The following is a 9,602-nucleotide window of genomic DNA, read 5'->3' as shown; positions in this document are numbered from 1 at the left end:
TCGGACAGACGCTCCAACACGACGACGCCGACGCCCTCGGACCAGCCGGTGCCGTCGGCCGCCTCGGCGAAGGACTTGCAGCGGCCGTCCCCGGCCATGCCGCCCTGGACCGTGAAGCCGATGAACACGCCCGGCTCGGCCATCACCGTGACGCCGCCGGCCAACGCCAGCGAGCACTCTCCGGCTCGCAGAGCCTGAGCCGCCAGGTGCAGCGAGACCAGCGACGAGGAGCAGGCGGTGTCCACGCTGACCGCGGGACCCTCCAGGCCCAGCGCGTACGCCACCCGGCCGGAGATCGCACTGGCGGCCGCACCGGTGATCATGTGGCCCTGCACGTTCTCGCCGCTGCGGGCAACGAGTTCGGTGTAGCCGGACTGGTAGGCGCCTGCGAAGACGCCGGTGGAGCTGCCGGCCAGGGAGTGGGGATCGATTCCCGCTTGTTCCAGCGCCTCCCACGACACCTCCAGCAGGATGCGCTGCTGCGGGTCGGTGGCGAGGGCCTCGCGGGGCGAGATACGGAAGAACCCGGCGTCGAACTCGTCCACCCCGTCGATGAAGCCGCCTTCGCCCGCCGCAGAAGCGGCCGTCCCGGAAACGGTTCCCAGGAGGCGGCCGAGGTCCCAGCCACGGTCGGCCGGGAACGGCGTGATGCCGTCAGCTTCGCTGGCCACCAGCTGCCACAGTTCGTCCGGGTTCATGACGCCGCCGGGGAAGCGGCAGGCCATGCCCACGATGACGACCGGGTCGTCGGTCACCGGCGGGAGCGCCGAGACGGCTACCGGAGCCGCCGGGCGTACGTCGTCGAACCCGGCGGCCAGGTGGGCCGCGAGGCGGGCCACGGTCGGGTAGTCGAACACCGCGCTGGGCGCCAGGCGCAGGCCGGTCCGGGTCTTCAGCACGTTGCGCAGCTCGACCGCCGTCAGCGAGTCCAAGCCGAGCTCCTTGAACGGCTCGTCGGCGCTGATCCGCGTGCCCGGGGCGTAGCCGAGCACCGCTGAGGCGGCGTCGCCGACCAGGTCGAGCAGCTGCTTCTCCCGGTCCGCCGGGGCCAGCTCGGCCAGCCGGTGCGCCGGTCCGCCGCGACCGTCGAGGGTGTTGTCCGCGGCCCGCCGCAGCACTCCGCCCGCCAGCGCACGCCACACGGCCGGCACACCGGCCTGATCGCGCAGGGCCCGGACGTTGAGCCGGGTGAGCGCCACCATCGGCGAGCCGGCGCGCAGTGCCCGATCGAAGAGCTCCATGCCCTGGCCGGCGGCGACCGGCGGGATCGCCGAGCGGGCAATGCGCCGCAGGTCGACCTCGGACAGCTCACCCGTACGGCCCACCTCCGTGGTCCAGGCGCCCCAGGCAAGCGAGAGGCCCGGCAGCCCGGAGTGGCGGCGTTGCTGCATGAGCGCGTCCAGGAAGGCGTTGCCCGCAGCGTAGTTGCCCTGGCCGCCGCCGCCCAGGATGCCGGCGAGGGAGGAGAAGACCACGAACATCGACAGGTCGAGGTCGCGGGTCAACTCGTGCAGGTGCCAGGCCGCGTCCACCTTCGGGGCGAGCACCCGGTCGAGCTGCTCGCGCGACAGGTTGCCGATCACGCCGTCGTCGAGGACACCTGCGGCGTGCACGACGCCGCCGATCGGACGGGAGGCCAGCACCTCGGCGAGCGCCGGCCGGTCGGCCACGTCGCATGCCACGAGCTCGACCTCGGCACCCTGCTGCGACAGCTCGGCCACCAGCTCCGCCGCGCCCGGGGCGTCGGCGCCGCTCCGGCTCACCAGCACCAGACTCCGGATGCCGTACGCGGACACGAGGTGCCGGGCCACCACACCGCCCAGCCCGCCGGTGCCACCCGTGATGAGAACGGTTCCAGCCGGTTCCAGCGGTTCCAGAGGGGCCCCGGCCGAGAGACGGGAGCGGGTCAGGCGGCCCGCGTGGAGCCGGCCGTCCCGCAGCACCAGTTGCGGCTCATCGGCGGCGAGGACGTTGCCCAGCGTGGCAGCGTCCAGGTCGCTGTCGGTGTCGAGCAGCACGATCCGGCCGGGATTCTCCGTTTGCGCCGACCGTACGAGGCCCCAGACGGCGGCCGCCGGAAGGTCGGGAACCGGTTCCCCCCGTGCGCCCTCCGGGAAGGCGGGCGCCGGGGAAGACGTCCGTGCGGCAACCGCACCGCGGGTCATGACCACCAGCGGAACCGTGTTCTCACTGCCCAGCCACTGCTGAAGCTGCGTCAGCACCCAGCCGGTCAACTCGTGGGAGGACTCCGCCACCGTAACCGGGGCGCCGGAGACCACCAACACCACCGGCAGCGTCGCCGTCTCGTCGCCGAGCGGGGCCGTGCGGTCGGCCACCGTCCAGCTGTCCACCGGGATGCCGGCCGGGTCGATGCCGATCCAGTCCAGGGTGAGCACAGCACCGTCGTCCGCGCCACCGGTCAGGGAGCCGGTGTCGAGCGGCCGCACCGCGAGCGTCCCGATCGACAGCACGGGCAGTCCCGTGCCGTCGGCAACGGCGACAGCCACCTCGTCCGGACCCGTACGCGTCATCGTGACCCGCAGCCGCGCGGCACCCGAGGCGTGCAGCACCACGTCGTTGAAGCTGAACGGCAGACCGCCGTCGTGCAGCCCGGCGAAGGCCGCAGGGTGCAGGGCGGCGTCGAGCAGGGCCGGATGGATCGCGTACGACCCGGCGGCGCCCCGCGCGGCCTCGGGCAGCTCAACCTCGGCCAGGATCCGGTCCCCGTGCCGCCATGCCCGGGTCAGCCCCTGGAACTGCGGGCCGTAGGAATCCGTGGCGGCATAGAACTGACTCAGATCGATTTCGGTCGCGCCCGCGGCCGGCCACGCCTGGCTCACCGGATCGAACTCGGCGCCGGCCCGCGCGGCGCCGGAACTCAGCACACCGGTGGCATGCCGCGTCCACTCGTCCTGCCCGTCGGGCCGGGCATACACCGTGAACGCACGCTGCGTCTCGCCCGCTTCGACCACCAGTTGCACCTGGACACCGCTCTGGGCGGGCAGCACCAGCGGGGCCTCCAGGACGAGCTCGTCGACGTGGTCGCAGCCGACGCTGTCACCGGCCCGGACGGCCAGTTCGACATAGCCCGTGCCGGGAAAGACCGCGTCCCCCTGTACGGAGTGATCCGCGAGCCACGGGTAGGTACGCAGGGACAGCCGGCTCGTGAACAGCACCCCGTCGCTGTGCGGCAACGCCACCATGGCCCCGAGCAGCGGGTGCTCCGCCGAATCCAGCCCGGCCGCGGTCACGCCGGCCGGGCCGCCTGTCGTCTCGGGCCAGTACCGCCGGCGCTGGAACGCGTACGTGGGCAGGGCGACCCGGCGTGCCCCACGTCCGTGGAACAACGGGGCCCAGTCGACTGCGACCCCGTACGAGTAAGCCTGCGCGACCGACGCGACCAGCCGCCGCAGATCGCCCTCTTTGCGGCGCAGGGTGCCCACCACGACCGTCGACCCGGTGGCATGGAGGTCGGCGATGTCCTGGATCGGGGGCAGCAGCACCGGATGCGGCCCGACTTCGATGAACGTCAACGACTCCGACTCGACCAGTTCCCGTACGACCGGCTCGAAGGACACCGGCCGGCGCATGTTCGCGAACCAGTAGCCCGCGTCGAGGGTTCCCGGCTCCCGCAGGCCCGGCTCGACCGTCGAGTAGAACGGCACAGCCCCCTCGCGTGGCTCGACCTCCCGCAGCAGCTCGGCCAGGTCGTCCTCGAGGTCGTCCACCAGCGCGCAGTGGGTGGCCACGGACGAGGCGACCACCCGGGCCCGGACGCCCTCCTCGGTCAGCCGCGCCGCGAAGCCCTCCACCTCGTCCTGCCCGCCGGCCACGGTCACCGTCGCGGGTCCGTTGATCCCAGCAATGCTCAAACCCTCAGGCAACAGCTCGCGGACCCGCTCGACCGGCAGCGCGATCGACGCCAGCACGCCGCGGCCGACCATCCGCTCGGCCAGCAGCCGACTGCGCAACGCCACGACCCGCGCGCCGTCCGCCAGGCTCAGCTCGCCCGCCACGACGGCCGCCGCGATCTCGCCCTGACTGGCGCCGATGACAGCGTCCGGCTCCACGCCGAAGGACCGCCACACCGCCGCCAGGGACACCATCACGGCCCACAGCACGGGCTGGACGACCTCCACCCGCTTGAGCGCGACCTCGTCACCGAGCACGTCCTCCAGCGACCAGTCCACGAACGTCGCCAGGGCCGCCTGGCACTCGGCGAAGGACGCGGCGAACACCGGCGAGGATCCCAGCAGGTCCTGGGCCATGCCGACCCACTGGCCGCCCTGGCCCGGGAAGACGAACACCACCCGGTTCGCGGAGCGGTCCTGTATCGGTGCCTGCTCGCCGGTCGTCACGGCGCGCAGGCCGGCGAGCAACTCGTCACGATCACGGCCGACCACCACGGCCCGGTGATCGAACGCCTCCCGGGTTTCCAGCAGCGACCAGCCCACGTCCACCGGGCGCAGAGCGGGAACCGATTCCACGTGTTCCAGCAGTCGCGCGGCTTGTGCCCGTGCGGCGTCGTCGGTCTTGCCGGACAGCACCCAGGGCACCACGCCCTCGTTGTCGGCGCTCACCGGCGGTGGCATCTCGGCCCAGGACGGGGCTTCGAGGATCACGTGGGCGTTGGTGCCGCTGATGCCGAACGAGGAGACGCCGACGCGGCGCGGATGGCCGTTCTCGGGCCACGGTACCGCTGCCGTCAGCAGCCGTACGTTGCCCTTCGTCCAGTCGACCTCGGAAGTAGGCGCGTCCACGTGCAGGGTCTTGGGCAGCAGCCCGTGGCGCAGGGCCATGACCATCTTGATCACACCACCGACACCCGCCGCGGCCTGCGTGTGGCCGATGTTCGACTTCAGGGACCCCAGCCACAACGGCCGGTCGCCGGGGCGGTCCTGGCCGTACGTGGCCAGCAACGCCTGGGCTTCGATCGGGTCGCCGAGGCGGGTGCCCGTACCGTGGGCCTCGACCACGTCCACGTCTGCCGGTGACAGGCTTGCGGCCGCCAGGGCTTGGCGGATGACACGCTGCTGAGACGGGCCGTTCGGGGCGGTGAGGCCGTTGGAGGCACCGTCCTGGTTGACCGCGCTCGAGCGGAACACGGCCAGCACCTCGTGGCCGTGGCGCTCGGCGTCGGACAGGCGTTCCAGCACGATCACGCCGACGCCCTCGGACCAGCCCGCGCCGTCGGCACTGTCGGAGAACGACCTGCACCGCCCGTCGCCGGCGAGCGGGCCCTGCGCCGTGAGCCCGACGATCGCCCCGGGTGTGGCCATGACGGTGACGCCGCCCGCGAGAGCGAGCGTGCACTCGCCCGACCGCAGGGCCTGGGCGGCCAGGTGCATCGCCACGAGCGACGAGGAGCAGGCGGTGTCCACGCTGACCGCGGGACCCTCCAGGCCCAGCGTGTACGCGACCCGGCCCGAGATCGCGCTGCTCGCGCCACCGGTCACCAGGTGTCCGCGCAGCTCCTCGCTGCCGTGGTCGACGATGTCGGTGTAGCCGGACTGGTAGGCGCCGGCGAAGACGCCGGTCGGGGTCCCGACCAGTGAGGAGGGAGCGATTCCCGCTTGTTCCAGCGCCTCCCACGAGACTTCGAGCAGCAACCGCTGCTGCGGATCGGTGGCCAGCGCCTCTCGGGGCGAGATGCGGAAGAACTGCGCGTCGAACTCGTCGGCACCGTCGATGAATCCGCCCTCGGCGGTGGCGGACAGGCTCGTCCCGGACCCGTCCGTGCCGAGCAGCGCGTACAGGTCCCAGCCGCGGTCGGCCGGGAACGGGGTGATGCCGTCGATCTCGTCGGTGACGACGCGCCACAGGCCGTCGGGGTCCGTGGCCCCGCCGGGGTACCGGCAGGCCATGCCCACGATGACGATCGGGTCGTCGGCGACCGGCACGAGCGCCGGCACCACGGCCGGAGCCGGCTCCGGGTCGCCGGACTCCGCGGCCAGATGTCCCGCCAGCCGCGTGACGGTCGGATAGTCGAACACCGCGCTGGAGGCCAGGCTCAGACCGGTTCGGGACTGCAGCAGGTTGCGCAGTTCCACGGAGGTCAGCGAGTCGAAGCCCAGCTCGTTGAACGTCTGGTCCGGATCGATCTGCGCGGCGGAGGCGTGCCCCAGCACGGATGCGGCCGACTCGCGGACGAGATCGGCAAGGACCCGCCGGCGCTCGGCGGCGGGCAGCTCGTGGCCCAAGCGCACGTTGTCGGCGGCGCGGCGTGCGGAGCCGCCGACCAGCGTGCGCCACACGGCCGGAAGGTCCTGCTGGGTCCGCAGGGCCGCGATGTTGAGCCGAGTCAGCGCCAGCACCGGCTGGCCGGTCTCCAGCGCCCGGTCGAACAGCTCCACTCCCTGCTCGGCGGAGAGCGGCGGCATGGCCGACCGGGCGAGCCGGGCCAGATCCGTACGCGACAGGGTGCCCGTCAGGCCGATCTCAGTCGTCCACGCGCCCCACGCCATCGACAGGCCCGGCAGGCCCGCGTGGCGGCGGTGCTGCATCAACGCGTCCAGGAACACGTTGCCGGCGGCGTAGTTTCCCTGCCCGGCCCCGCCCGAGATCCCGGCGAGGGAGGAGAACACCACGAACATCGCCGGGTCCTGGTCGCGGGTCAGCTCGTGCAGGTGCCAGGCAGCGTCGACCTTCGGTACGAGCACCCGGTCCAGGCGGTCACGCGACAGCGACCCGAGGACGCCGTCCTCGACCACGCCCGCGGTGTGCACGACGCCGGTGATGGTCCTGGCGGCCAGCGCCGCGGCCAGCGCCGAACGGTCCGCCACGTCGCACGCCACTATCTCGGCGACGGCACCCCGCTGCGCCAGGTCGGCAACGAGCTCGGCGGCGCCCGGGGCGTCCGCACCACGTCGGCTCAGCAGCAGCAACTTGCGGGCGCCGCGGTCGGCCAGGTGCCGGGCCATGACGCCACCGAGACCACCGGTGCCACCGGTGATCACAACCGTACCGTCCGGGTCGAGGGCCCGCGGGATCGTCAGCACGAGCTTGCCGACGTGCCGGGCCTGGCTCATGTGCCGGAAGGCGTCCTGCGCCCGGCGGACGTCCCAGGCGGTGACGGGCAACGGGTGCAGAACACCGGCCCCGAACAAGCCCATGACGTCTCGCAGCATTTCCTGGATACGGTCCCAGCCCGCGTCCATGAGGTCGAAAGCCGCGTAGTTGGCCCGCGGCGCGAGCTCCTCCGCCGACCGGATGTCGGTCTTGCCCATCTCGAGGAAGCGCCCACCGGGGGCCAGCACGTCGAGCGAGGCGTCCACGAACTCGCCGGCCAACGAGTTGAGCACCACGTCGACGCCGCGGCCCTCCGTGGCGGTCTGGAACCGTTCCCGGAACGTCAGGTCCCGCGAGGACGCGATCCGGTGGTGCGCCACGCCGCGCTCGTGCAGGACCGGCCACTTCGCCTCGCTCGCGGTGGCGTAGACGTGCGCGCCGAGATGCTGCGCGAGCTGGATGGCCGCCAAGCCGACGCCGCCGGCGCCGGCGTGGATCAGAACCGATTCCCCATGGTGCAGGCCGGCCAGGTCGACCAGTCCGTAATAGGCGGTCAGGAACACGATCGGCACCGATGCGGCAGTGGCGAACGACCAGTCCTCGGGCATCGGGGTGAGCAGCCGCTCGTCGGTCACGGCAACCGGCCCGATCGACCCGAAGGCCAGACCCAGCACCCGGTCGCCGGGCCGCACCCCGGTGACCCCGTGCCCCACCTCGGTGACCACGCCCGAGATCTCGCCGCCGAGCGGGCCGGCCGGGCCCTGATACATGCCGAGGGCGTTGAGGACGTCGCGGAAGTTGAGGCCCGCCGCGCGTACGTCGAGCCGGACCTGGCCCGCCTCCAGCGGTTCCCCCAGCTCCGGCCAGGGCACGAGCGCCAGGTTCTCCAGCGTGCCACGTCCCGTGGTGTCCAGCCGCCAGGGGACCTCCCCCACCGGGACGGGAAGCTCGTCGCCGCGACCGATCCGGTACAGGCGCGCGGCGTGCAACCGGCCCTTTTGCCAGGCCAGTTGCGGTTCGCCGACGGCAAGGACCCGGCCCAGCAGAACCGCGTCCACCTCGGCGTCGGTGTCGAGCAGCACGATCCGGCCCGGGTTCTCGGTCTGCGCCGAGCGCACCAGGCCCCACACCGCCGCCGCCGCCAGATCCGTCACGGTCTCGCCGGGCTGTGCGGCAACCGCGCCGCGGGTGACGACGACCAGCGGGACCGCGGTCCCCTCCAGCCAGACCTGCAGCTGCTCCAGCACCCAGCCGGTGCGGTCGTGGGCGGACCCCACCACGTCGTCCGGGTCCCCGGACACCGGCAGAATCACAGCGCGCGGTTCCGCCTCGTCGTCGATGCCGGTCGCGACCTCGGGAAGGCCGTCGTGGGCCGCGGTATCCGGGGCGACCATCACCCACTCGGCCACCGGTTCCGCGTCCGGCACCGGGATCTCGGGCCACTGGGGGGCAAGCAGGGACCGGTCGCCCGTACCGGCTGCGGCGCCCGGAGCCACGGCCGCCCGGACGGTCAGCGAGCCGATCGACAGCACCGGTGACCCGGCGCCGTCCGCGACCACGATCGCGGCCTCGTCCGCACCCTGCGGGGTCAGGACGACGCGCAGCCGGGACGCCCCGGTGGCGCGCAGGACCACCCCGGAGAAGCTGAACGGCAGCCCGCCGCTTTCCACCGCGTCGAGCCCGGTGAAGACCATGGCCTGCAGCGCGGCGTCCAGCAGCGCCGGGTGCACCCCGAACGACGTGCCCCGGGCCGCGTCGGGCAGCTCCACCTCGGCGAGGACGCGGTCCCCGTCCCGCCAGGCACGGTGCAGACCCTGGAACATCGGACCGTACGCGAGGAGCCCGCCCTCCCGCACCCGCTCGTAGAAGCCCGCGGTGTCCAGCTCGGTCGCCTCCGGTCCAGGCCACGGCCCGGCGAACGGGGCGAACTCCGGTCCCGCGTCGGCCGCGGTGGCACTGACCGTTCCGGTGGCGTGCCGGGTCCACGTCTCCTCGCCGTCCGGCCGGGCGTGGACCACGATGCTGCGCCGCGCATCATCCTCGGCGCCGACCAAGACCTGCACCTGGACACCGCCCTGGGCGGGCAGCACCAGCGGGGCCTCCAGGACGAGCTCGTCGAGGTGGTCGCAGCCGACGCTGTCACCGGCCCGGACGGCGAGCTCGACGAATCCGGCGCCGGGGAACACAGCCGCGCCCCGGACGGCGTGGTCGGCGAGCCAGGGATGGGTGCGCAGCGACAAGCGGCTGGTGAACACGACCCCGTCGAACTGCGGCAGTGGCAGCACCGCCCCCAGCAACGGATGCTCGGCTGCGCTCAGCCCGGCCGCGGCGACATCGGCCGGCCCGCCGGTGGTGTCGGGCCAGAACCGCTGGTGCTGGAAGGCATACGTCGGCAGCGCCACCCGACGCGCGTCCAGGCCCGCGAACACCGGCGCCCAGTCAACCGCAACGCCATGCGCATACAAGTGACCCAGCGCGGCCAGCACCGCTTCACCATCGTCACGCCTGCGCCGCAACATCGGCACGCAGTTGTCCACCAGCCCCGACAACACCCCGTCCGGACCAACCTCCACCAACACACCGACACCCTGCTC

General features: G+C 73.1%; 1 protein-coding gene. It reads right to left on the bottom strand.

Annotation, left to right across the window (positions count from 1 at the left end):
* Positions 1–9,437 (bottom strand): SDR family NAD(P)-dependent oxidoreductase (locus tag ACIRR9_RS55240; protein ID WP_403769455.1); only part of this gene is annotated, 9,437 nt, incomplete at its 3' end.
* Positions 9,438–9,602: the final 165 nt, after the last annotated feature.

It is taken from the genome of Streptomyces sp. NPDC101234 (genome assembly GCF_044767525.1).
Classification (GTDB): Bacteria; Actinomycetota; Actinomycetes; order Streptomycetales; family Streptomycetaceae; genus Streptomyces; species Streptomyces sasae.
The sequence above is the reverse complement of the archived record's forward strand: the minus strand, read 5'-3'. Positions and strand labels throughout refer to the sequence as shown.